The organism is [Leptolyngbya] sp. PCC 7376 (genome assembly GCF_000316605.1).
In the GTDB taxonomy this organism is placed as follows: domain Bacteria; phylum Cyanobacteriota; class Cyanobacteriia; order Cyanobacteriales; family MRBY01; genus MRBY01.
The window spans coordinates 4,130,659-4,155,298 of record NC_019683.1; the positions used below are offsets into that span (position 1 = coordinate 4,130,659).

Annotated in this window: 12 protein-coding genes; 3 read left to right on the forward strand and 9 right to left on the reverse strand. The window is 44.1% G+C overall.

Going from position 1 to position 24,640, the window contains the following annotated elements; genetic code table 11:
- Positions 1-157 precede the first annotated feature (157 nt).
- Entirely contained in the window at positions 158-1,015 is an 858-nt protein-coding gene (locus LEPTO7376_RS18650) for an IS982 family transposase (RefSeq protein WP_015135654.1), read from the forward strand.
- A 28-nt stretch (positions 1,016-1,043) separates the two neighbouring features.
- On the opposite strand, the gene LEPTO7376_RS18655 is transcribed toward LEPTO7376_RS18650, so the two are convergent.
- The 8 genes from LEPTO7376_RS18655 to LEPTO7376_RS18690 all read right to left on the reverse strand — a co-directional run bounded on the left by LEPTO7376_RS18655 (position 1,044) and on the right by LEPTO7376_RS18690 (position 7,778).
- A complete protein-coding gene (locus LEPTO7376_RS18655; protein WP_015135655.1) occupies positions 1,044-3,503 on the reverse strand; it encodes a tetratricopeptide repeat protein in 2,460 nt (819 codons plus the stop codon).
- Between the two features lie 92 nt (positions 3,504-3,595).
- A complete protein-coding gene (locus LEPTO7376_RS18660) occupies positions 3,596-4,813 on the reverse strand; it encodes a HEPN domain-containing protein (RefSeq protein ID WP_015135656.1) in 1,218 nt (405 codons plus the stop codon).
- Positions 4,814-4,951: 138 nt separating this feature from the next.
- Positions 4,952-6,220 (reverse strand): hypothetical protein, encoded by a 1,269-nt coding sequence (locus LEPTO7376_RS18665; RefSeq protein ID WP_015135657.1) that lies wholly within the window; start codon positions 6,218-6,220, stop codon positions 4,952-4,954.
- Positions 6,221-6,239: 19 nt separating this feature from the next.
- On the reverse strand, positions 6,240-6,482 hold the full coding sequence (locus LEPTO7376_RS18670) for a hypothetical protein (protein ID WP_015135658.1): 243 nt from the start codon (positions 6,480-6,482) through the stop codon (positions 6,240-6,242).
- Between the two features lie 16 nt (positions 6,483-6,498).
- A complete protein-coding gene (locus tag LEPTO7376_RS18675; RefSeq protein ID WP_015135659.1) occupies positions 6,499-6,852 on the reverse strand; it encodes a hypothetical protein in 354 nt (117 codons plus the stop codon).
- Positions 6,853-6,854: 2 nt separating this feature from the next.
- Positions 6,855-7,100 (reverse strand): hypothetical protein, encoded by a 246-nt coding sequence (locus tag LEPTO7376_RS18680; protein WP_015135660.1) that lies wholly within the window; start codon positions 7,098-7,100, stop codon positions 6,855-6,857.
- A gap of 71 nt (positions 7,101-7,171) precedes the next feature.
- Positions 7,172-7,504, reverse strand: a complete 333-nt coding sequence (locus tag LEPTO7376_RS18685; protein WP_015135661.1) for a hypothetical protein — start codon at positions 7,502-7,504, stop codon at positions 7,172-7,174.
- Positions 7,488-7,778, reverse strand: a complete 291-nt coding sequence (locus LEPTO7376_RS18690; protein WP_015135662.1) for a hypothetical protein — start codon at positions 7,776-7,778, stop codon at positions 7,488-7,490. The genes LEPTO7376_RS18685 and LEPTO7376_RS18690 overlap by 17 nt, the downstream gene beginning before the upstream one ends.
- Before the next feature lie 168 nt (positions 7,779-7,946).
- Between LEPTO7376_RS18690 and LEPTO7376_RS18695 the strand changes: the two genes are divergently transcribed.
- Complete coding sequence (locus LEPTO7376_RS18695; protein WP_015135663.1) at positions 7,947-8,198, forward strand: hypothetical protein; 252 nt, start codon at positions 7,947-7,949, stop codon at positions 8,196-8,198.
- Between the two features lie 12 nt (positions 8,199-8,210).
- Here the strand turns inward: LEPTO7376_RS18695 and LEPTO7376_RS18700 are convergent, their stop codons facing one another.
- Positions 8,211-11,744 (reverse strand): NB-ARC domain-containing protein, encoded by a 3,534-nt coding sequence (locus LEPTO7376_RS18700; RefSeq protein ID WP_015135664.1) that lies wholly within the window; start codon positions 11,742-11,744, stop codon positions 8,211-8,213.
- A gap of 354 nt (positions 11,745-12,098) precedes the next feature.
- Between LEPTO7376_RS18700 and LEPTO7376_RS18705 the strand changes: the two genes are divergently transcribed.
- Positions 12,099-24,563, forward strand: coding sequence for a CARDB domain-containing protein (locus tag LEPTO7376_RS18705; RefSeq protein ID WP_015135665.1), 12,465 nt, complete (start codon positions 12,099-12,101; stop codon positions 24,561-24,563).
- The last annotated feature ends 77 nt before the right edge of the window (positions 24,564-24,640 follow it).

Below are 24,640 nucleotides of genomic sequence, written 5' to 3' on the forward strand. Positions count from 1 at the left end.
AAGAGAAAAAGGCGATCGCCGAATGATTTGAGAAGGATGTGGGTGTGTGGCGATCACTAAACAGATAAAACTGCCTAATTTACGTGAGTTCTGGATAAGGAAAGAAAAGGAGAAAGCCCATATCGTGGAAGTTGTAACGAATCCACGGCTTTCTCCCATGTCCAGTCTAGAGGCTCTGTTTTGCCATGTTGATGATTTCTGCCAAGTCTTTGAACCCTTATGGCATCAAGCGTTACTCAGCTCTGGCAAAAAATACCGTCGCCGTCAGAGAAGCTTCAGTCTGAGTGAGGTGATGACTATTCTCATTGCTTTCCATCAATCTCACTATCGAAATTTCAAGCATTTCTATCTCATCAAGGTGAAATGCGATTGGCAACAAGAGTTTCCTCTAGCTGTGAGCTATCAACGCTTTGTGACATGGATACCTTCGAGCTTGATTCCTCTCTGTACATATCTGCGACGATGCTTCGGACAATGCACTGGTATTAGCTTCATTGATGCCACCAGCATCAAGGTTTGCCATAATCGCCGTATCTCTCAACATCGTGTTTTTGAAGGTTGCGCGGCAAGGGGCAAGACTTCGGTGGGATGGTTCTTCGGCTTCAAACTACACCTGGTCATCAATGAGCGAGGAGAATTACTCAACGTCCAAGTGACGCCCGGAAATACCGATGACCGCCAACCTGTAGTGGAGTTATGGCAAGACTTATGGGGTAAAGTCTTTGCCGATAAAGGCTATGTCTCACAATCTTTAGCCCAGCATCTTCAAGAGGAACATGAGGTGACCCTAATGGCTAAACCTCGTCGAAATATGAAGCATCATTTGATGGTTTATCAAGATAAACTTTTTGCTCGTAAGCGGGCTTTGATTGAGACAGTTATTGACCAACTGAAGAACATCTCACAGATTGAACATTCCCGACATCGCAGTCCCACAAACTTTTGTGTGAACTTGCTGTGTGGGCTGATTGCTTACTGCCATCAACCCAAAAAACCTTCTTTACAGCTTGATTAGACCTATCATTCCTTATCCAGAACTCACGTTAATTTGACATGATTTGCTGGAGTAGTCGTTGAAATTCATCTGGGTTGTTCTGCTCCATTTGTGCTAATCCTTCCTCATCTAAACCAGTGGCAATATGCAGCTTATTCATGAGAAAACCGTTCTGAACGTTTTGAGTATGAGGATGGTCTTGTCCCAGCGCAGACATATAAATCGAGAGGGCTTGTTGAAAGAGGGTTTCGGCTGCTTCATATTTCCCTTGCTCTCGATACAATCCTGCAAGGTTACTCATACTACTGGCGACATCTGGGTGGCGCTCCCCTAATAGTTCTTGTGCCATCGAGAGGGCTTGTTCATAGAGGGGTTCCGCTGCCTCATATTTCCCTTGCGATGAGTACGCTAATGCAAGGTTACTCATACTACTGGCGACCTCTGGGTGGCTCTCCCCTAATAGCTCTTTTCTCATCGATAGGGATTTTTTTTGCAGCGATTCCGCAGCTTCATATCTCCCTTGCAATCTATACAGTTCTGCAAGGTTACTCATACTAGTAGCAACATATGGATGCTGCTCTCCTAATCGATCTTGGTACATCGATAGAACTGTTTCAAACAGAGGTTTTGCTTCTTCATACTTCCCTTGCTCTTTATATAAGAATGCAAGGTTATGCACACTAGTAACAGTACTTGGATGACTCTTTCCTAACAGCTCTTTCCTCATTGATAGGGCTTTTTTATTCAGGGGTTCTGCTGCTTCATATTTCTCTTGGTTTTGGTACAAATCAGCAAGATGTTGCATACTACTGGCGACATCTTGGTGTCGCTCCCCCAATAGCTCTTTTCTCATCGATAGGCATTGTAAAAACAGGGGTTCAGCTTCTTCATATTTCCCTTGCTCTCGATACAATCCTGCAAGATTGTTAATAATATCGACGACAACTTGGTTTTGATCACCTAATAGCTCTTTTCTCATCGATAGGCATTGTAAAAACAGGGGTTCAGCTTCTTCATATTTCCCTTGCAATCTGTACAATTCTGCAAGGTTGTTAATGCTAGCGGCGACATGCAAATGCCTCTCTCCTAGTAGCTCTCGCGTCACATCTAAGCATCTCTGATATGGCTTCGCAGCTAATGTATATAACCCCTGTCCCCTATAGAATCCGGCTGTTCCGATAAATGCCCAAATTAAGTCTTCATCTTGATTCTGAATATCATCCAACATCTCCCGACTCATTAACTCCAAGTGAGGAATCACTAGAGTAAACATTGAAAACCATTCTGTTGTTGGGACGCGAGGCATTAGTTGAGCAAGCCTCAGCAGACCTTTTACAAATCCCTTTCTGAATATCTGATTTTCCTGTGCATCAGATAACTTCATCCCATAGAAATCTCGCACTAAAGAGTGAATCGTATAAAAGTCATAGCTATCATCGGTCGGTTGAATCAAATTTAAACGGTCTAACTCGCCCCGTGCTTCATTCAGTTCTGTCTCTGTGATCTCAACCTTGGAGCTGAGCCATTCGACTAACTCCCACCAAATTTCCACTGGTGCAAATAATCCTAGCCACATCGCTACTCGTTTTGAGGCTTCGCTGAGATCATCCCAACTGAGCTGGATTGCCGCCATTACACCACGCTGGCCATAAAATTTCTTTGGTCGCTCTCGCGATAGAGATTCATCCGCAATGGATAGCCGTTTTTGTAATTCTGCAAAGGTCAGAAAGCGATTTTGCCCGAGATATTCCCCGATTAATTCCAGTCCTAATGGCAAATAACCAAGGGTTTTACAAATCTCTTTTACTGTTGCAATCTCCTTGATGACTTTTTTCTCCCCAACGATATTCACTAGAAGAGCAATGGCTTTTTCCTCTGACAAAACCTCTAGCGATAATGAGTCAAAATTTAGATCAAGTTGACGCTCTCTCGTTGTGACTAATACCTTTACCCTTGGGTCGAAAGGCATCGCCAAATCAGGAATACTTTCAGCATTGGGCACATCATCCAGAATTACTAGCATCTTGCCTTCATCCGGTAGCCAGTTTTGCCAATACCATGCGGCTTGTTCTTCGATGGTTGCTGACTGCATTGGTTCTGGCAATGGCAAATATGGACTCGCCAATGTCACCACAGCTTGCGGTAATTTCGTTTCTCTAAGTGACAGAAAATACTGTGTTGTATATTCCTGTTTGTAATGTTGGGCATATTGCAGAGACAACTCAGTTTTACCGACACCGCCCATTCCTTCTACTGCACAGACGATGACTCCTTGACCCGCTTGCAACTTATCGTGAATTTGCTGGAGAGTATTTTCTTCCCGCTCAACATAATTCTTTGAGCCACGTCGCACATTACTAGGAATTGGTTTTGGCTTAGGTGGCTGATTGATGACTGTGTATTGACCCGCAACTACAGCACCAGATTCAATCGTCCCTTGATTCACGCCGATACCAAAAGTACCAGTCTGATTGATTTGCGAAGGGTCTTGATTCTGCTCTGCTGCCATGATCACTGGAGACGATGCCGTTCACCTCATTCTAGTGATGAAATTTATCTGGTTGGCGATTCTGAAGAAACAGGCGATCGTTCCTCAACCTATTATTGCTCTGCGAACCACTCGGATATGGCTTGTACTGTAATTTCGACCCTCGCAATCTCGCTTTTTAGTCGAGCTTTATCGAATTCAGCATCATGGTGATGCACCAATAAATCGCGTAGTTGCCAAAGCTCGACAAGAGGTTTGAGTAACTCCTCTGGAAGGTAACACTGGTCGCGGAGTACGACAACGCATCCACTAATATTTCCTCGAGCTCCGCGCTTGACGAGCCTCTCGTTTTTCAGATCGATTTTTTTCGAAATATGGAGTATGAGTTTCTCGAGAGTTCTCCAAGCTTCGATGAATTGTCCAGTTATCTCGTGAATACTTACAGCATCTTCTGCCAACTGTTCGCGGTCTTCAAGTCGAACTTCGACCTCACCAAGCCGAGCGACTGCTTCCTCAAGCTTTTCGCTTAAATCATTTACTAGCTGCGTAATCTCATCAGATTCTTTTACGGTGATGACATTATTGTGCGCAATCTTGCAACGTAACTCGTACAGTCGTATCCACCGTTTTTCAAGGTAATCGCCTTCACAGGCTACAAGTTCATCGAAGTATCGTTGCCAATTAGAGAGAGAGACAAATGGTGCGAGTGCTGAAGTTGGAAGCGATTCACCAGTGCAAGAGGATAAAAGCACTTGTAGATCAGAATTATCGCTTTGAGCGTATGGCTTAAAAAGGAAATTTGCAAGCTGAATAAAATCAGTATCCCATAGGAGATCGTGATGACGTTTATTCTTATTCGTCCGAATCGCACTAGTAACCTCACGAGGAACATTTACCGTCGTCCAGCCCATACCTACACGTGTGATCATAAATTTCGTAATGAGCTTACGCATGAGATTCTCAATGCGGTGAATCTGAGGATACGCAAGCTTTGCATAATAAAACCCCACTCCATCGCGAAGAATCTGTATTGGCATTTCTGCTGCTTTTGAAAGGACAGAACGTACAGCCCTAAGTACACTCTGAAAGATAACTATCTGCTCTTCATCTACAGTAAGTATCAAGTGAAAGAAACGAAGATTAGCATCGCCCACGACTTCATCTGTGGACACTTCGAATGAAACTTCGGAGTCTTCAAACGAGATACTGCCATTTGAAAGCGTCAATTTATCGTGAGCCTCAAGCAAATACCGGAGACCTGGAATGTCACATGCTAGACCTTTTTTTGGATCGACGATAACGAGATATTCGACAATAATTGGCTCAGTCAAAACGTTACTCTTTCTCTCCTTGCTTTCGCATCAGACTAGTGAGACATGGAAATATTTGTTTGAGCAATTATACTATCGCAGAGTATCAAATTGAATTTAAAAGCATATGCACATCTTTACTTTTTAGATTGAGATTATTCATTGTTTACTAACTGTCCAAGTCGAATCACAATCTTTGCAATACCGCCTACCGCTTTTCTTGTTATGCCATTTAGTGTTGCTGCTATCGCAGAAAGGGCAAATATCAGGATTATTGTTGCTGCCATCTGTCGGTGTTGCTGATGTTGCTGGACTGTTGCTGCCCAAGTCAAACTCCAGATTCCATAGGCGTTCTAGATAATTGTTGCTGGTGTTGCTGGGAGATGTTGCTGACTGTTGCTGGTGTTGCTGCCCAAAATCATGGATTTGGTGGATTGGTAGCAGATTTTTCGGTGGATTACCTGACTGCTTAAACTCCTCATATTCACCATGGGTCGGATGAATTGCGAGGTGAGGAATACCATTCGATATCACCACACATGGATATGCTTGTTGCTTCAATAATTTGCATTCCTGTGACTTCTTACCCCATACCTTTTCAGCTTTGGAAATTGCAGAAACACCTAGCGTAATCGATGTAAAACAATCCCTTTCCTGAGCATCAATCTTCTTGTTAGTGACATTGGATGTGTGGGTCACAAAGATGAGAATAATGCCGTATTTTCTCCCTTCCTTACCCAGGACAGTCTGAACCCTAGAGACTAACTCTGCATCCTCGAAATTATCATCATAACTATCTGTCTCATCTGCCACGAGGATGTATTTGCGACCGATATCTTGTCCTTGCTCTGCACGCTTTTTCCTCGCCTTAAACTCTGCTAGAGCATCAGTAAATTTCTGTTCGATGTCTGCATAGTCACTAACCGGATGAAAGCCATTTTCAGCCCAACCGCGATTCACCGCCGCATGAGGGTCACAGACCTCAATCTTTGCCGCTTCAAGTTGAGTTAGCCAACCTAATGCCCACAAAGCAACTGATGATTTACCATGGCCAGGATTACCCGCAATCATGATGCCTGTCGCTTCAGACCGGAGGCGCTGCCAATCATAAATGGCGATTTCGTCTTCTTCTTGTGCTGATTCAGTCTTAGCTTTGGCGTTGGGTTTCATGAACCGCTCGATAAAGCGATCCTCACGCAGAACTTCACGGTAACCGCTGTACTTCGCGAAATATTGAATCTCTCTCGTCTTGGCAATACCTGTGGCGATCGCCCCCAACCCTAATAACCGAATGGCTAGACGAGTGGCGATATTGTTGTTGCCTTCAAACTTGATGAATGAGGCGGATAGGGTTCCGGCTGCGATGAGATAGAGGGTGACTACCCAAACCCAAGCCCAACTCAAAGAGAAATCATCAGATTCATCCAAGGGCTTATTTTGTAGATGTTTAAGCGATACCAAAACAGACCCCCATGCCAATTAATAGGTTTGCCCAGAGCCATAATTGACCGAATGATTTTGTCGTGTCGGATAATCGAATAACCACACCACTCACAACCGCCACCACACCCCAAAACACCAACAATCCAGTCGTCAATGCAGGCACCAACCGCGCAATTTCAGTCAGAAACGCAGAGAAGGCGATCGCCGAGAGACAGCCACCAACGGCATAGGAACAGAAATATTTCATTCGATCACCTCAACATCTATGATTTCGCCCGGTCTTTCACTGATTGGATTAGCATTGAGCTGCTGCTGATCATCTTCTGACCCGCCTGATGCCTCGACTCCAGCATCTTGGGTAATGACTTTTCCACCTGGGCATCCATTCCCGCAATCTGCGCGGCGATCGCCTTCTTGTTTGTGGATTTCAGTAATTTCAGTTGATGGTTGGTGATTTTCTTGTTGGCAGTTTCCAGGGCATCGACTTGGGCATTGACCAAAATTGTTTGCTGCTCAATGCCGACAACCTGTTTGGCGATCTCCAGCCGTTGTTTTGCCCGTTCAAGTTTTCGCTCAGCCCGCCGCTTTCGTTCTGGGGTGTATCTACTTCCAAACATGGTTAGTTGTTGATAATGATTGGGGGCGGTGCTTGATTGTTGATGATTACTGGCGCTCGATCATCGGTCATGAGGGTGATCGCCACGGCTCCTACCGCTATCCAAAACAACGGCTGATTCAATAGCCAAACAAGCGTCGAATCTGAATCACTATCTGAGCTTGTTTCAGTGCTAATCGGTTCTGAATAATGAACCTCTCGCGTAAAAATCTCTCGGGCGATCGCCCCACCTTTTTTAGAATCTGACATTGGTTTACAGGGATAGAACTAGACCCCCATTCCCATCGAGAAGTCTGGGAATAGAGGGCGTTGATGATGACTTACTCCGCTGGAGCCAGCGCGAAAAACGAAGGTGATGAGGGTGCGATCTCCAAGTCGGATGACTTTGGGTGGGCAACCCGCTCCGAAAAATCATCTACAGCAATAGATAATTCTTCCTCAATGCCACTGAAATCACCGACCAGTAGTTCATTCAGACCCTCGACAATACCGCTGGCTGCATAGAGTTTGGTGGAGCGCTTCAGTTGGTCACGGGCTTTGGATAAGGGGTTTGCTTCTGGTACGGATTGGGATGGTTGCGTTGAGTGACAAGCATCGTTTTGACGAGCGTTGGCATTTGCTTCTTGAATCACATCATTAAGATTGGACGACATCTTTAAATTTCTCCTTACAAACAGAATGAATATTGAGAATTGCGCCTTTTTCTCCAAGGGAATCCACGAGGCTTTTATATAGTTTTAAAACCTCAAAAGATTCACTAGAGAAATTGCGTTGGTAACGGCAGTAATCCCAGCCGACAGGATTTAGCTTATTGAGCGTACCTGTGATACCTCTAAGCCGATCTGCACCTATTTGCAATGCTTCCAGGACTTGTTGGCGACTATAGACGGGATATGTTTCATGGACTATTTCACAAACTACAAACACTTTGGAAACACTTTAAAACCGCTTTTAATGCGTTTACAATCTGATAATAAAGCGTTTATGAACTCTTGTAATCTGTTACCATAACGGACAAATAAAACGCCCCCAATTGATGTTGGTAGCATCAACTGAGGGCTAACCAGAGCGCTAAACCTTAAGGAGACATAGCGAATGGCTAAAGATAATTGTACTCTCGGTGTCGAATATCAGACGCTTACCCCGGTTGAGTTTATTAATGAGATGATCGCTTTAGGTATTGCGCAGACTAGAGATGAAGCAATTTCTCTTGCTGTGTTCAATGGTCGTCCTGTGCTGAACCGCAGAAGTTGGGACAGAGTTTGTTATGAAGGTGGTCAGGCAAGCGAAGGGACTCTCCTAAAGCTGACCATTATTTTTCAAATATTCACTCAGATAACAGCTTAGGGAGATCGCCCTTCAACTTGCTTCTTCTGACTCTATAGCTCCAAGACTTCTCATTGCTGCGCGTTGTGCTGTCGTTAATCCTCTAACACCTGTAATATTGGTATTTTCGTAAGGTCTAGGAGCTATAAGATTAGCTGTGCATTTACCATCCTCAAAATCCCAAAGATAGATATGACCGTTCTGACTCCCGCTTGCCAAGGTCTTTCCTTGAGGATGAAACGCAACCAGCCATACCGGCTCATTGTGTCCTGAGAGTACCTGAGAGCATTGATAGTCTTTTGTATTCCAAAGGCGAATAGTATTTTCGTAACTTCCACAAGCGAGCCACTTCCCATCGGGACTGAAGGCAACTGAAAAATTCATATGTTCATGACTCTCGATAGTTACGAGGCATTGATGGGTGTTGACGTCCCATACACAAACCTGCCCATCGTCGCCCATACTGGCAAAGCGATCGCCATTGGGATGAAAAGCAATTGATCGGATTGCTCCAGAAGACGCTTGGAATTGATGCTTTTGCTGAAAACTATTGCCATCCCAAAGAATTATTAGTCCGCTCTCATCCCCACTAGCAATTATTTGGTTATCTGGACTATAAGTAACGCTCCAAATCCAATCGTTGTGACCGGATAAACGTTGCAACAGCTGATAATTTTCTAAGTCCCATATCCTTAGATTTCTATCAACACCACCACTAATTAGCCTCGTGCCACTTCTATTAAAATCAAGGGACCACGCTGGAGCATGATTACCATCCTCAAAAGCAAAAACTTTAATGCAACCAAGCGTTTTAAGATCCCAAAGGCAAATCGTTCCATCACCACTACCAGTAGCTAGGAAATGATCATCGGGACTAAAGGCAACTGAAGCGACAACGTTACTATGCTGTCTCAGTGGCTGAATATATGCGCCTTTATTCAGATCCCACAAGCAAAAATTTCCTTTTTCACTACCAGTAGCTAAGAATTGACCATTAGGACTATAAGCTAACGACCAATGTGCATAAGGGTATCCCTGCAGTACTTGTAAGCATTTTTGTTCTTTTATATCCCAAAATCGGATGCTGCAATCTTCACTGCCACTGATCAACATATTATCTATGGGGTGAAATGCAACTGACCAAATGCGTTGGGTATGATCCTGAAAAACTTTTATGCAATTTCTATCTTGAACACTCCAAAGCCTAACACTGCCATCTTCACTGCCACTTGCTAATATTTCTCCATCAGGACTAAAAGCGACAGAAAATACAAATTCTTCCAATTGAAAGCAGTTTAAACATTGACCTGTGTGAAGATTCCATAGGCGAATACACTTATCCTCATGACCACTCGCTAAAAGAGAACCATTCGGGTGAAAAGCAACAGAAAATACATATGAATCTGCTACTAATTCGATTACACATTTATAGCTAGTTGTATTCCATAACTTGATACATCCATCTTGACTGCCACTCGCCAAAAGCATTCCATCAGGACTAAATCGAACAGAGAATATTCTTAAACTATGGGCTTTGATGGTTTGAAAACACTCAATCCTTTCTCCAATCATACATAGACGAATTTGACCATCCCTACAGCCAACAGCAAGAATATCTTGCTCCGGACTAAATGCAGTGGATAAGACAGAGCCTCCCTGGAGTTTGAGTGTCTCTAAATGTTGAAATGTATCTAAATCCCAAAATCGTATTTCTCCATGTTCATGGCTACCTGCAATAAGCCGATTGTGCTCACTCATAGCGATTGCTCTTAACCACGAAGAATGCCCTTGTAATGAAGCAGTATATTCTCTAGTGTGAATGTTCCAGACGTGAATTGTGCCATCGCTACCACCAGCAAACAGGTGATTTCCGTCCGGACTTATTCTGACAGAAAAGATGAGGCCAAAACTATCAGATAGAGCTGGTCTAACGAATAGAGAATTCCTAAAGATAAATCTATTTTGGTTTGAGTTTTTCAGACAAGCTTGTCGAATAGTAAAACCCGAGAAATCATACTCATATCTATTATCAGGTTTACAGATAATGAGATTAAGCAGATTACCTGGTGCATAACCCTCGCTTAGCTGGCGTTGCTGACGAATTGTAGAGAGGGTTCTACGTATGCAAACATGAAAATCTTGAATTTGTTCGATAATTGGCTCAAGTATGAGACGAACCTGATTGCTTCTGACATAATCTTTAATGTTTGCTTTTGTTAATGATAGTTTATTGAAAAGCCTAAACTCTTGGCTGGCAAGCTCTTGAGATATCTTTTGGATCAGTCGCGATGTAATATACTCCATCACAACTGCTTGCAGCGTAAATTTCCTGGTTGTCTGATCGATAAAACTTCGCCTAATCAATGAGTGCCAAGCCTCTAGGATTTTATGATCTTGAGGTGTAGGGAAAAAATCCTTTCTCAATTCCTCAAAAGAAATGGGTTCACGGTTAATTGCAAGCCAATAAAGAATTTCTTTCTCAATTTCTGTAAGGCAATTAAATTGTTTGTCTAATAAATCCTGTGAGCTTTTGAAAAAGATTATCTGATTCACATCAAAATGAGGAGACTCTCGCTCAATAGTCTCACTGATAATATTTATTCCCCATATCATCATTAATGGATTTCCACCACAAGCTTTATACACTCTACTCAAGTAAAAACCATCATTTCTTCCAGAAATAGACATCAGAAAATGATTACTTTCACTTATGGAAAATCCCTTTACTTCTAATGTCCTAGCTTGATATTTTAATTGCTCTAGCTGGCATATTTCTTGGGGCTTTTCGCGACTCGTGATAATCAGGCAGCTTTGGTGATCACTCTCTCCAATACGTTGAATGAGTTTTCCATAATTCTCATAGGATTCTTTATATCCACCTGAAAACTCTCCACTTTTAAAAAGAGCTTCAAAGTTATCTAGGATTATTAGACAACGTTCTTTTTGTAGATAGTGAATGATCTTAGAAAGAGAGCTACTGAAAGGCGTCGCTATATTACTTTCAGTATGATCTGATAAAAACTCAATAAGACGTGACAAAGTATGGTCAATCGGGGGTGTTTCTCTTAAATCAAGCCAAATGGCCGCATAAAAATAGGAGGCCACTTCAGTCCCCAGTTTCTCTGCTAAAACTGATTTGCCAATCCCTCCCATTCCTAACAATGTTACTAATTTGCATTGTTCGTCAAGGATCCAATTTCTTAGTATCTCTAATTCAGTTTTTCGTCCCTGAAAGTTGGGGACTTTTTTTGCCTCAAGCCAATCTCGGCGACCAGTTTTGAATAAAGCTGTCTGAATTTTTTTTTTGGCAGCATCATAAAGACAATAGTCCCGAGGTTCTAGCGTTAATTCAAAAGCTTTAAAAAGTTTCTGGAGCGATGATACATCTGCTGGTCCAGAACGCTCACGGATTTTCTTTATTGTCTTGTACACAATTCCAGCACGCTTAGCTAACTGCTGTTGGGTGAAATACCCACCCCACTGTTCTCGATCTTGAGCAGACTGAATTGCTGTTTCTAGTCTGTATTTACCCAGCAAAGTCAAAGCTACTCCTCGAGAACGTTTCATGAATCTACAAATGGTCAATTAAAACTTAATAAATAAGTTTATGTGATCTTTCATAAGCTTGTAACCCTTATTAAACAAGCTTTTACAGAATTCTTTCCGATAACTTTCCGATAACTTTCTCTAAAGTTTCCAACATACTGATTTCAAGTTATTAACCATGGTCTAAATTGAGCTTTAAAACCTTAGTGATTTTATGCCTATAAGTAGGGGCTGCTACTTTACGTTATGGCTAATGTAAGAAAAATCACCTTAGAACTAGTTTCAAACAGCTTCACAAATTTTGACTAGATGTCTATTTTTATTTGACATCTATCACTTGAACTAAACCTTTAGATGTAAATAAGGGAGTAGAAAATGCCTCAGCGAATTTGGGATAACGTCGTTGGTGGATTTTGGGATATTGCAGACAACTGGTCTGACGATATTGTTCCAAATGTTGGGGATGAGGTGTTAATCGATCTTGAAGGTCTCATCGAAACGACTCATCGTACCGGTAATACTTTTATCAGCAGTCTTATCTCCGAAGCATCTTTAGCTATCTCTGGAGGGAGCTTAACTGTAGAAGGTAATCTAGAGATCAATGCTCCTCTAAGGATTCTTTCAGGGAGCCTCGTTTTAAATGGTTCCGGCAGCTTAGGAGGATTTGAGCTTTCTGGTGGCTTACTTTCTGGGGCTGGCAACATTGGTGTAGAGTCAAATTCTATTTGGACTGGGGGAACTTACAACGGAACTGGCCTAGCATTACTCGCAAACGCCACCTTGGAGGCTACAGGTGGAAATAAAGATTTTAGCGGTGGGATCATAGAAACCCAAGGCACCACCCTCTGGGATGCTGGTCAGATACGAGCCTCAAATAGTGCTACCTGGAATAACACCAGTACTGCGGTTTTTGATATTCAAGGTGATCTATTTTTTGATCATTTGAATAGCAGCGGTGCAGTGCCAGTTATCAATAATGCGGGCATCCTACGCAAATCAGCGGGTAATAGTACTGCCACTATCGAGGCTCAGCTCAATAACTCTGGCGTTATTGATGTTCAGAGTGGCCTCTTGAGACCCACTGGTGGCATCACTCTGAATGATGGCAGCCAAATTACTGGTGATGGCAAAGTCCTAGTCAATGCCAACACACTCACGCTAGACGGGATAATCTCATCCTCTGGCACTCTGGAGTTTAGTAGCGGCAGTCTGATAGGTGATGCTGAACTTGATAATTTGACTTGGACAGGGGGCACATACAACAGTACTGGCCTCAAGCTCATTGAAGGCGGCACTTTGACTCTTGCTGGAGGCACCAAGACTTTTGCTGGCATCCTTGAAACTAACGGGCAGACGAATTGGCAGAGTGGCACAATTCGCACTAACAATACTCCAGCAACCTGGAACAACACCGCTACCGGGGTTTTGGATATTCAGGATGGCCTCACCTTCGAGAATGCCTCCACCGGTGACACAGTAGTGCCCATCATTAACAATGATGGAACCCTGCGCAAATCCGGAAGTGCTGGTACTACCACTATTCAAGCTCAGCTCAATAACTCTGGCGTTATTGATGTTCAGGTTGGCGTTTTAAACTCAACTTTTGGTGTCACTCTCAACAATGGCAGTCAAATTACTGGTAATGGCAAAGTCCTAGTCAATGCCAACACACTCACGCTAGACGGGACAATTTCCTCCTCTGGCACTCTGGAGTTTAGTAGCGGCAGTCTGATAGGTGATGCTGAACTTGATAATTTGACTTGGACAGGGGGCACATACAACAGTACTGGCCTCAAGCTCATTGAAGGCGGCACTTTGACTCTTGCTGGAGGCACCAAGACTTTTGCTGGCATCCTTGAAACTAACGGGCAGACGAATTGGCAGAGTGGCACAATTCGCACTAACAATACTCCAGCAACCTGGAACAACACCGCTACCGGGGTTTTGGATATTCAGGATGGCCTCACCTTCGAGAATGCCTCCACCGGTGACACAGTAGTGCCCATCATTAACAATGCTGGAACCCTGCGCAAATCCGGAGGTGCTGGTACCGCCGCTATTCAGGCTCAGCTCAATAACTCTGGCATCATTGATATCCAAAGTGGCATCTTAAACCCAACTTTTGGTGTCACTCTCAACAATGGCAGTCAAATTACTGGTGATGGCAAAGTCCTAGTCAATGCCAACACACTCACGCTAGACGGGATAATCTCATCCTCTGGCACATTGGAGTTTAGTGGCGGCAGTCTGATAGGTGATGCTGAACTTGATAATTTGACTTGGACAGGGGGCACATACAACAGTACTGGCCTCAAGCTCATTGAAGGCGGCACTCTAAAGGCTACAGGCGGGAATAAAAACTTCGATGGTGGGATTCTAGAAACCCAGGGCACCACTATCTGGGATTCAGGGGAGATCCAAGCCTGGAATGGTGCGACCTGGAACAATACCAGCACTGCGGTCTTTGATATTCAAGGTGACTTGTACCTAGAGCACTATTTTGACAGCGGTGCAGTGCCTGTTATCAACAATGCTGGAACCCTACGTAAATCTGCGGGCAACGGTACAGCCACCATTGAAGCTCAAGTGAATAATATAGGTGGTGTTGATGTCCAGAGTGGCACTTTATCTCTTCTTGGTGGCTTTACTCAATCTGCAGGAATCACACGCCTTGCTGGAGGCTCACTAAGTGCATCATCACCTTTAGATATTCAGGGAGGATCTCTAGAAGGTTTCGGTCTACTGAACGCAAGTATAAGTAGTTCCGGGGAAATCAATCCAGGGGTTGGGATAGGCACTTTAAACCTTGTGGGGAACTACACACAATCTGCTACAGGTACGATCAATTTTGAGATTGGAGGGCGTGAAGTAACAGCGGTTGATCGCCTAAATATTGACGGTAATGCTAATTTTGATGGCACTTTAAATATTAGCTTTATCGATGGGTTTAATCCTTTATTGGGTGAGACCTTTACCGTGGCAACGTTTGATTCCTTTACAGGAGATTTCGCCAACATTACTGTTGAAGGTCTAATTGGCGATGCAGTTGACTACGAAATTGAGACTCTCTTTGAAAATAATCAGCTGATCTTATCAATTACAGATCCTGACTTCGATGGGCCTGATCTGCAAGTTAATTCAGTAACTTCGGCCCTAGGAACAGGAACTTTAGGGGATGATATTGAGCTGAGCTGGACAGTAAGTAACCAAGGTGATGTGCCTACGCTTGCCGGTTGGAGCGATCGCCTCTATCTTTCTACGGATACGGCTCTAAGTGCGGATGATCGTCTGTTATTTACCCAACCGATTGATAATTTTACGGTTCTTGATCCGGGTCAAGATTATACCCAGAACGCCACGGTTACTTTGCCATTGGATACGAGCACTGCACCGGGTAACTATTACTTACTAGTAGAAACTGATGGCCTCGGCGATCGCCCCGAAACAAATGAAGTAAATAACGTCACCGCTAGCGATGCAGTAATTGACCTTACCTTGCCTACGGATTTACCTGACGTGGTAGTGAGTGCCATTGTTGTCCCAACCGAAACTGTCGCTGGGCAAGCTGTCCAAATCAAATGGACGCTAACAAATCAAGGCGGTAGACCTGCAAGTGGGACTTGGACAGACACTGTTTACGCCTCTAGCGATGATGCAATCGGTCAGGATATCTCGCTGGCATCCTTCGAGTTTAATGGCTCGATTGGTGCTGGGGAATCATTGGAACGAGTTCAGACGATTACCATCCCCAGTAATATTCAGAGCAACCAACACATTGTTGTTACGACGGATGCCAACAATCAGCTATTTGAGCAAAGCGATGCAAATAATACGGCGATAAGTGATCAGGCCATTACTGTTCTCCAACCAACGATCCCGAATCTTCAGATTAGTAGCGTCACGCCTCCAGCTCAGGCATTTTCTAATCAGTCAACGGTGGTTAACTGGACGGTTACCAATGCTGGAACTGGTGCTGCAGGTGAATGGTACGACCAAGTTTGGCTTTCCTTAGAACCAAGAACAGAGCTTGGTCCAGATCAACTTCCCATTCCAACGGATATTTTCCTAGGGCAAATCCAAAATGCAGGCTATCTGGAACCAGGTCAAAGTTATAGCAGTAGCTTAGAAGTCACTTTGCCAGAAGGACTTGATGGGAACTACTACTTTGTTGTCTACTCCAATATCGAAGAATGGTCCGCAGGTAGACACCATGGACTTGGTCGATTACTAGAGTCAGACAGAACCGACAATCTTGGTCTTGGAGCTTCAACGCAGGTCAACCTAACGCCACCGCCAGATTTACAAGTTTTAGATGTTCAAGCCTCTACCCAAGGCTTTTCTGGAGAAACTACATCAATTACTTGGACTGTTTCAAATGAGGGTATAGGAACAACGTTACGTCACAATGGTCTGGGATTTTTTATCCAGTCGACACTTACTGAGTCTTTTGGTTTTGGCGATGCTTGGGATCCATTAGATATCTCATGGCAAGACAAGCTTTATCTATCCGCGGATCAAGAATTAGACTCAGAAGATATTTTGTTAGGAACCTTCAGTTATGACGGTCCTCTAACTAGTGGAGAAAGCTATACCAAAACTCAAAACGTCACCCTTCCTATAGGCATTAGCGGCAACTTTTTCGTAATTGCGGAGACTGATGTCTTACAACCAAACCCAGGCCTCTATGGAGTGTCTTTTGGCTCCAGTAGCCTTAGAGATGCAGTATTTGAAGGAGGCTTCGAAGATAATAATCAGAACCATACAGTAACGCCGATTCAGGTTAACCTCACACCACCTCCAGATCTAGGGGTTGAGATTTTAGCAGCTCCTACTGGGGCGACAGCGAGTCGCAGCCTCGTTATTAATTATCGAGTTACTAATGATGGTTCTACAACTACGCCCAACTCTTCCTGGCAGGATGCCTTTTATCTTTCAAGCACACCAGACTTTGACCCTGATACAGCTTTAAAACTTAGGGAAGTAACTCATTCTGGTCGTCTCGATCCAGAGACTACCTATGAAAACTCGGTGTCATTGACTTTGCCAAATGAAGTGAGTGGCGAATATTTCATCTTTGTGGTTACTGACAGTAATAATGCTGTCTTTGAGCTGGATGATGTCGCAGAAGGCTCTAATGCTGATGTAAGTCCAAATCTAGTTTCCCAGACGATTACGATTACTTCTCAACCAGCTGATTTGGTGATCTCCGACGCCAATACCCCGGCCACCGCTGAGGCAGGACAAGCCACGCGAGTTGAGTGGACAGTAACCAACGAAGGAACCGGAGATACGTCCGTTACAAGCTGGGTTGATCGTGTCATTATTTCTGACAACGACATACTTGGAGATGAAGACGACCAGATTTTAGCAACCTTTAACCAGACAGGTTTACTAGATGTTGGAGAGAGCTATACCCGCAATGAGTTGGTGACTTTCCCCAATACTTTTGCAGGCGATAAATATTTATTTGTAGTTACTGACGCCAGAAATAATGTCTATGAAGCGGCTCAGGAAGATAACAATGCTTCCGATGGGTTGCCTGTGACTCTGCCGGAATTATCGGAGAGCCTCGCTAACTTAGAAGTGACAGCAGTCAATAGTCCAACGGTTGCCCGAGGTGCAGAATTCCTAACGATAAGCTGGACTGTAGAGAATACTGGTGTTGGTAGTACTGACAGCACGGTTTGGTACGACAATGTTTATCTCTCTAGTGATCCTACTCTAGATAAAGATAATGCCATTCTGCTCGGAGAAATCCGTCATACCAATCCCCTAGAGTCCGGCCAGGAATATACTGCGCAGCAAACCTTTATTGTGCCGCCGAATGCAGAAGGGGACTTTTATGTCTTTGTGGAAGCGGATAGCCGCAACCAAGTTACGGAACCGACTGAAGGAGGGAATATCGCCAGCACTGCTGAAGCAACGAGAGTAGTCGCATTCCAAACAGCGGATCCTGAACTTCCTCCTGTTGAAACGATTGATCCCGATGTAGTAGAGCTACCTGTCGATTTAAGTGTAGTAGCAGTAGAAGCACCGAGTGATGGCAATAGTGGTCAACCTCTCGAGATTTCCTGGACAGTCCAAAATAACGGTGAGGCAATAGGGAGCCGTACTTGGTATGACGCAGTGTACTTGTCTCAGGATCAGGTGTTTGACCCTAATACGGACAATTATCTAGGTGCCGTAGAACGTACTGGCTTGGGCGCGGGAGAAAGCTACCAAGTTACCAAATCTTTCGATGTGTCAGTAGGTTTATCAGGGCCGCTCTATGCCTTTGTGGTCACAGATAGTACGGAGCGACTTAATGACACTGATCGGACGAACAATGTAACCCTCGATAGCACTGCGATCCAAGTGTTGCCGATTCCGCCAGATGATTATGACTTAGCAGTAGGAACCATCGCAGTTCCCGCTACTAGTATTTCAGGTGAAGCCACAACTATTTCCTACACAGTGACCAACGAAGGTACAGCCACAATTAGTGGTACCTGGTTTGATACGGTTTATCTCTCTGCTGATAACCAATGGGATATTGGTGATGCAGTGCTGGGACAGATTCAGGTTTCAGAAACATTAGGGAATGGAGAATCCTATGCGCAGGATCTAACCGTTACCCTACCAGGAGTATTGCCGGGGGATTATCACGTCATTGTGCGCAGTGATATCCGCAATACCTTTGCAGAGGTAGATGAAACGAATAATGTGGCGGTGTCGGCGGAGCAGATTACAACGGATATTTCTGCCTTAACCTTAGGCAATACGGTTGAAAGCACTTTAGCTGATGGTCAATCTACCTATTACCGCGTGGATGTGGCAGCAGGGGAAATCCTAAAGGTTGAACTAGATAGTGACTCTGCCTCTGCGACTAATACCCTTGCCATCCGCTATGGTGACGTGCCAACGAGAAGTGAGTTTGACTTTAGTGAAACGAATCCCTTTGGCTCAGATGTGGAGCTTGTTTTCCCTAATACAAAAGCCGGTACTTACTACATTCAGGCATTTGGGACACAAGTGCCGGAGGGCAGCGCAGGTTTTAGTCTGACAGCAGATGTGCTGGACTTCTCCTTGAGTGATATTGGCTCTGACTCTGGTAGCAATAAAGGACAAGTAACACTCACTCTAAAAGGGGCAAAATTCACTCCGGATACTATTGCGAAAGTCATCGCCGACAATGGCACTGAGAGAGAAGCCACGAATCTAATCTGGAAAGATGAGACTGAGATTTGGGCAACTTTCGACTTACAGGGTTTAGAGACAGGTCTTTATGATGTAGTCGTGGCAGATGGGAATGTCGTTACATCTTTAGACGATAGCTTTACTGTTAATGACGGGCCAGTTGGCAATTTACAGGTTCAAGTTATCAGTCCTGAAGCGGTAAGACCAGGACAATCGGGAACAGTACAAGTTATCTATACCAATACCGGTGAAACGGATATTACGGCTCCTGTTCTGGCTATTGATGCTTATTATGCGGAGTTAGCCGAGCAGAGAGTTTCGAGTTTTCAGACCAGTGATGGAAGATTCTTCACAAGTCAGATTGCGCTATCAGATGAAGACTTTACGAAGCAGCCCATTCAATTCCTTGGTATAAATTCTGATGGTCCAGCAGGGATTCTTGCCCCCGGGGATAGTGGCAATGTTTCATTCGCTTTTCGACATGTTCTATCTGATGAGACTATCCCTCAAGAACTTGTCCCTACCATAGATCTAGGAGAGGGCAGCGGAGGACCCGTTTCAAGCCCTCCAATTGCATTCTTTGCCAGTGCCTTAGAAGAGGATCTCGCGATCAACTGGTTGGATTTCAAAGATGCGTTTAAGCCTTTAGGTTATTCAGATGCGGCTTGGGATGTCGTCTACGATAACTTCGTCGCAGAGATTGGTGACGATACCACTAGTTTCCAAGAATTAGTCGCAGAGAATGCCACCTACTTAGCAGCACTGGGAGAATCAACTAACGATATTGGTGAGCTTTTGACTGCTGAGTTACAGCAGGTCAGTCAATATCAAGCACTGGCTCAACAACTACGCATAGGTTCTTTAGGGCAAGGGCAAAGCTTTATTGGCGATGTGCAAGTTCTGGAAGATGAAGATGGCAATGTAGTCATTGATTACAACGGTGTGCTGCGATTATTTGAACAGCAAACGGATGGGAGCTACCAAGGGCAACCGGGAGATAATGGTGTCCTTACGCAAGTCGGTAGTGGTTATCAACTACGGGAATTGGATGGCACAATCACGACTTTCCAAGGTGATGGTCGCATCGTTAGCGTGCAAGATCCTAACAATAATCAAATCACCTTTGTTCGTGATGCTAATCAAAATAACCGTCTTATTCGCTTGGCATTCTCTACAGGTGATTTTATAGATTACACTTACAACGCCTTTGGTCGTATCGAAATAGCAACCGATCACGCTGGTGTACAGACTACTTTTGGTTATGACCCGACAGGCCAATTCTTAAGTCAGGTCACCACACCTGCAGGCACTATCAGCTATGAGTATGAAAACGGTTTGCTGTCTAAATTCACAGATGCAACAGGTGTTTCTGTCGAGTTTGAATATGACAGTCGCGGACGAATCATTTCCCAAAGTCTGACAAACGGGGAATCTACTCTGAACTATGTCTACAATTCCACAGGCGGCATTACTGTTACTGACGAGAATGGTGTCGAGACGGAACTGATTTTGAATGCTCAGGGACAGGTTAGTCAGATCAACGATCCTCTTGGGAATACTCTAGAGCTTCAGTACGATGCTCGCGGTAACCTCATTGGATTACAAGGACCAGATAGTGCCACTCTAGACTATGGCTATGATGCTTTTGGGAACCTTATTCGTCAGACAAACCCACTCGGAAACGATATTCAGTTTTCCTATGATTCAGCCTTCAACAATCTAGCTAGTGTTACTGATGAAAATGGTAATCCTGTCCAATATAGCTATGATGATCGCGGCAATTTAGAAGCAATTACCTATGCAGATGGTTCAGTAGAGAAGTTTGTCTCCGACGCCCAAGGCAACATCGAACGATATACGAATCGGCGAAATATCCCTATCGACTTTGAGCATAATGACCGGGGTCAAATAACCCGCATTGATTTTCAGGATGGTGACTACATTGAATACCAGTACAACGACCTAGGACAACTAACTGTTGCCGCCGAAAGTCGAGATGGTATCGACAGCAGTATTAATTTTACCTATGACTCTGAAACTAACTTTCTGGAGCGAATTGATTATCCTAATGGTCGTTTTCTAGCCTATGAATTTGATGGTGCCGGACGTCGCACTCGATTAGAAGACCAAGATGGTAACGTCGTTAATTACCAATATGACGATGCTGGTCGGTTAGATCAACTGAGAGATGTAACAGATAGTCTGATTGTGCAGTATCAGTACGATGCGCTAGGTCGTTTGGAGCGAGAAGATAAAGGCAATGGAACTTACACCTCTTATCAGTATGACGATGCTGGCCGCCTGGTCAAACTAATTCACTATGCACCCGATGGCTCTACCAACTCCAGCTTTGAATACATCTACAACGATCTCGGACTGCAAACTGGTGTCACCAACATAGATGGTAATTGGAGTTATACCTACGATGCACTGGGACAATTGTCTGGAGCGGTCTTTGAGTCCACGAATCCAGCGATTGAAAATCAGAACATCACCTACGAATATGATGCCAGTGGCAACCGGCGACGCACTATCGTTAATGGTGAAACGACCAACTATGCTGCTAACAATCTGAACCAGTACACTAGCGCAGGCACCGTTGTCTATGACTATGATGCCGATGGTAATTTAATTTCCAAAGTCGATGATGATGGACAATCGACCTTTAATTACGACGATTTTAACCGTTTGGTAAGCATTGAAGAGCCTGGTGGCGTATTTACAGAATATGTCTATGATGCCCTGGGTAATCGTGTTGCCAGCATTAGCGATGGAGAACGAATTGACTACTTAGTGGATCCAATTGGCTTACTACAGTTACCAACTTTCCAATCGGACAATCCTCTGTTCAACTTAGTTGATTTATACTCTCCACTCAGTTCCCCAAGATTGAGTAATGTTGTTGGCGAATACTATGGTGATGAAAATAACGCTGTCCAATATGTACATGGATTGGGTTTAGAAAGTCAGTCGAATAATAGCGGCGTTGTCTCTTTTTATAACTTTAATGCAATTGGTTCAACGGCCCAGTTAACAGACTCATCTGGCGAAATTCTTAACCGATATAGCTATTCACCGTTTGGAATTCGATTAACTGATGAAGAGCAGATTGCTAATCCATTTGAATTTATTGGTCAATATGGAGTTATGGAGTCAACTAGTAACCTTGACTTTATGCGCGCCCGCTTCTACGACTCTCAATTGGGAAGATTTGTATCTAATGACCCTCGTGGCTTTGAGGGCGGAAGCCCCAACCTTTACAAGTATGCAAATAATAGTCCTGCTAACTATTCTGATCCAGAAGGTGAATTTGTTATCACCCTTAGTGTGGGAACGGTTCTTGCAGTTTCTGCTGGTATTGGATTCATTTATGGAGTTCAATCCAGTCCTGAAGAATACGAAAATTTAGGTGGTTTTCAAGATGCCAGAAATGGTGCCCTTGGTATAGGAGGTCTAACAGTTGCCTTACAAACACTTGGAGCCGCTTTTCCAGCGCTAGAAGTTGGATATGTAGGAGGTTTATATTTTGGTCTTGCGCCTGCCGCGCCTTTATTTGCAGGTATAGGTGGCGCTTTACTTTTAGGAAATCTATTAGGAAAGGGATCACTATATATTGCATCTAATTTTGATCGTCTTTGGGATACTTGGGCATATAGATATTTATCTGGAGCATTCTCAAATCTTCTCTCTGGAATTGACCCTAACGATATCATCGGTCCTTCTGGCATCGGTGATGACAACTGGCTCACTGCTGAAACTACTCTGCCCTATATCATCCGCTTCGAAAATCTACCAGAGGCAACCGGAGCAGCCCAAGAAGTTGTCATCACCCATCCCCTTGACCCCGATCTCGACTGGCGTACCTTCCGCCTCGGTAGCTTTGGTTGGGGCGACTTCACCTTCGAGATTCCCGAAAACCGATCTTTCTACCAAGAACGCATCGACTTTACCGAAGAATATGGCTTCTTAGTCGATGTTGTTGCCCGCATCGATGTCATCGAAGGCGTTGCCACTTGGACGATTACCACCATTGACCCCGAAACTGGTCAAAAAACTAATGATGCCTTCGTTGGCTTTCTACCACCTAACGATGAAGAGGCTATTGGCGAAGGCTTTGTCACCTATACCATTCAGGTCGATGACGATGTCGAGACAGGTGCAGTCATCGATGCCCAAGCAACCATCGTCTTCGACACTGAAGCTCCTATCGACACACCTCCCATCTTCAATACCATCGATGCAGGAGCACCAAGTAGCACAATCGATGTTCTGCCCACCACCTCCGATGTTCCCGAGTTTCTCGTCAGCTGGACAGGTACCGATGACGATAACGGATCTGGCATTGCGGGCTATACCGTCTATGTCTCCGAAAACGGTGGCGAGTATATCCCTTGGCTCGAAGACACCCAGCTCACCGAAGCCACCTACCTCGGTGAACTAGGCAAAACTTATCAGTTCTACGTTGTCGCTATAGATAATGCTGGCAACCGCCAACAAGGCCCAGAAGAAGCTCAAGCATCTGTCTTCGTTCGTAGCTCTAACGAGCTACCAGTTCTGAGTGTGAATGAGTCACTTGATGTTAATGAAGATATGACTGCAACCATTACCGCTGATGAACTACAAGTTACAGACGCCGACAATACACCAGAGCAACTGACCTTCACCGTAACTGATCTACCTAATCACGGAGATCTTTTGCTAAATAATGTCGCTCTCACGCTCAATGGAACCTTTACACAGGACGATATAGATAATGATTTACTCAGCTATATAAATAATGGAACAGCAAATACCATCGATAGCTTTAATTTCACTGTTTTCGATGGAGTCGATGGCAATATTGGGACTAATACTTTTGCGATCAACATCATTCCTGCAAACAATGCACCAGAAGTCACCAATCCTTTAGCGGATCTAACCATTGAGGAAGGTGCGGAGAATAGCGTTATTAATCTCAGTGATGTCTTTAGCGATGAGAATGGAGATGAGATCACTTTTTCTATTGTTAGCAATAGTAATAGCGACTTAGTCATTGCCACTATCGATAATGGTCAACTCATTCTTGATTATCAAGACAATCAGACTGGTAGTGCTGAAATTACGATTGCGGGAGATGACGGTAAAGGCGGCATTGTGGAAGATGTCTTTGAAATTGACATCCCTGAATTTGATCCTTTAACTGGGATGACGACAGAAGTTTATCGCTTCTACCGTAAAGATGCAGGGTCTCATTTGTATACATCGGATCCTAATGAGATTGCTGTCTTCCGAGCTAATCCAGGAATTTTCACGGAAGAAGCAGGAGTAGCGACAAATGGTGCAATATTTTTAGCGGGTAATGCTCCCAGTGATGGATTAAAAGCTGTTCGTCGTTTTTATAACAAACAAACAAATGGGCATTTCTTTACCTCTGATACAAATGAAATTGCGGCAGTCCAAGCTAATCAAGTAGCTGCAGGGGTGTTTCGAGATGAAGGTGTTGCCTTTTATGCTTTAGAGGACTCTATTCCAGACTTGGCAACGGACGTTTATCGATTCTCCAATATCAATACAGGCGCTCATTTCTTCACCAACTCTATTATTGAAAGAGATATTGTTATCGCGAATCAAGTGGCCGCTGGCTTCTTCCGCTTTGAAGGCGTCGGTTGGGAGGCGATCGCTTAGATGATGATGCTGTAATTGAATCGATAACTCCTGATGGAGAAAGTCTTCCAACAGTTCATCGACAATGATACTTTCAG